This is a genomic window from Cetobacterium sp., from assembly GCF_048470075.1.
GTDB lineage: Bacteria > Fusobacteriota > Fusobacteriia > Fusobacteriales > Fusobacteriaceae > Cetobacterium_A.
In genome coordinates this window covers 1-2,585 of sequence record NZ_DBGBQB010000105.1, presented here as the reverse complement: position 1 = coordinate 2,585, position 2,585 = coordinate 1, and the positions used below count along the sequence as shown (strand labels likewise).

Below are 2,585 nucleotides of genomic sequence, written 5' to 3'. Positions count from 1 at the left end.
AGGAATTGGACCTATTTTTCATCTTTAGTTAACAGATTCTTTATTGATATTAAATATTCTATCATATTTTTTTCTAAAGAAATATATTTACTTCCATACCCATTTTATTTTCTGTACATATGGAATTTCTTGTAAAACTATGTTAAACTTAATACAGTTGAGATTAAAATTTTGGAGGTATTATGAAAAAGAAATTTATAGCTACTTTAATGACATTATCACTACTTTCTTTAACTGGATGTAAAGATGAAAAGACTGAAGAGAATCCAAAAATGATAATACCAATTAAAGTAGGATTTAACTCTATAGCTCCCGACACTGATGTTTCCGCTGCTACAAAAGAGGTTATTAGAAATATAAACACTGGATTGATTAGATTTGATCCTGATTCTAAAAAGCTTATCCCAGCATTAGCTGAGTCCTATGAGATAAAAAATAATGGAAGAACTTATGTTTTTAAACTGAGAGATAATCTTAAATTCCACAATGGAAAAAATATAACTCCTGAGGATGTTAAATACTCTTTTGAAAGAGTATCTGGTATAAATACTGGTAAAGCCATTGTTGGTGAATGGAATAAAAAGCTAGAGAGTATAAATATTTTAAAAGATAATACCATTGAAATAAATATAGATGAGGCTCAAAAAAGTAGCTCTGACATATACAATATTGCTGATGTTTCCATAATTCCAGCCAATATCCCTGAAAACCAACTTGAAAAAAATCCAATTGGAGCTGGTCCATACAAGTTTGTTGAGTATATCCCTGGACAAAAGATTGTACTGGAATCCTTTGAGGACTATTACTTAGGAGCTCCAGAAGTAAAAGAGGTAGAGTTTAAAATTTATAAAGAGGGAGCTGGTAGACTTCTTTCCTTTAAAAATGGTGAAATTGACTTTTTACCTCTAAATTTAGAATCTTTAAAAGAGATAAAAAAAGATCCAAATATTGAGATAGTATCCTCTTTAGGAAACGATGTAAATGTACTTTATCTAAATAACTCCTTTAAGCCATTTCAAGATAAAAAAGTTAGACAAGCTATTTGGCAAGCTATTGATATGGATAGAGTTGTTGAAAACCTAGCTTTGCCTAAAGCTGAAAAACTTTATACGCATATGTCCCCTTATTTAAAGGAGATATATGAAAATAGTGTTGAGAAAAGTTATCCTTACAATCCCGAAAAAGCTAAAGAGCTTTTAAAAGAAGCTGGATATTCCAATCTTAACTTTACTTTAACGACTATTTCAGAGAATACCTTTGAAAATGATTTGGCACTTTTTATAAAGGAGGATCTGTCTAAAGTGGGAGTTGAGGTAAAGATAAACCCTATTCCTTGGGGTCAATATCTTCCAGAAGTGTATAGAGGACATAAGTATGAGGCCGCTCTTTTAAGAGTTGCAGGTTATCCTGATCCACAGAGAATTTTACAAAGATATGAAACAAACTATTCATCTAATATGGGGAACTATTCAAATAAAGAGGTGGATAATCTTTTAAAAGAGGCTACTCAAACCTACGACAGTGAGAGAAAAATTGAGATATATAAAGAGATTCAGACCTTATTAAATAGGGATATTGCATCTGTATACCTATTGGATCAAGGGGTAGCAATCGCTCTATCATCTAAATATACAGGATATAAAACTTATCCCTTTGCCTTTATAGATGTTTCAACTATAAAGCTAAAAAAGAATAGTAAGTAGGTGAAAAGTTTGAATTACTTAAAAAAAATTTTCTCATCTTTTATAACTATCTTTGTTGTTTCATTGATTATTTTTTTACTTTTTGAGGCTCTTCCAGGGGATCCAGTTTTGACCAGATTGGGTATTGAAAGTGATCCTATTTTGGAAGCTCGATTAAGGGAGGAGTTTGGATTAAACTCCCCTTTATATACCAGATTTTTTAGGTGGTGTATCCAGATTTTAAAGGGAAACCTAGGTAATTCATTTTCATACTCAGGTTACACAGTACTGGAGCTGATTAAATCAAGATTTTTTACCACCTTTGTAATAACGGCAACAACCCTTATAATAGTGATAGTTGTATCTATTCCCTTAGGTACTATCCTAGCTAAAAACCATAGAAAAAAAACTTTTAAATTTTTAAAAGTCTTTTCCCAGATTGGGTTTTCAATACCAGCTTTTTGGATTGCTATAATTTTAATGTATATATTCTCCTTAAAACTGAGACTTCTTCCAACTTTGGGAACTATAAACTGGGAAAGATATCCGATTACATCTTTAAAATCTTTAATCCTCCCTATATTGACTTTAAGCATAAGTAAAGTGCCTTTAGTTAGTCACTATCTATGTAATAGTATGATAGAGGAGAGTTCAAAAGATTATGTTAGAGTGGCTAGAAGTAAAGGATTAAATCCGAGTGAGATATATAGAGGACATATTTTAAGAAACTCACTGATCAATGTTATCACAATAATTGGAATGATCACCATATATTTAATCACTGGAACTATTGTTATTGAAAATGTTTTTACTCTTCCTGGTTTAGGAACTCTTTTAATGGAAGGAATCAGTCGAAAAGACTACCCTTTGGTACAGGGAGTTGTTCTTTATATAAGCTTTTCT

At 31.1% G+C, this 2,585-nt stretch carries 2 protein-coding genes; both read left to right on the top strand.

The window, feature by feature from the left end:
• Positions 1-182 precede the first annotated feature (182 nt).
• Positions 183-1,703 carry an ABC transporter substrate-binding protein gene (locus ACMOUI_RS03900; RefSeq protein WP_418964430.1) on the top strand — a complete coding sequence of 507 codons (1,521 nt, stop codon included), beginning with the start codon at positions 183-185 and terminating at the stop codon, positions 1,701-1,703.
• Between the two features lie 9 nt (positions 1,704-1,712).
• On the top strand, positions 1,713-2,585 hold an 873-nt coding region (locus tag ACMOUI_RS03895), incomplete at its 3' end, for an ABC transporter permease (RefSeq protein WP_418964429.1).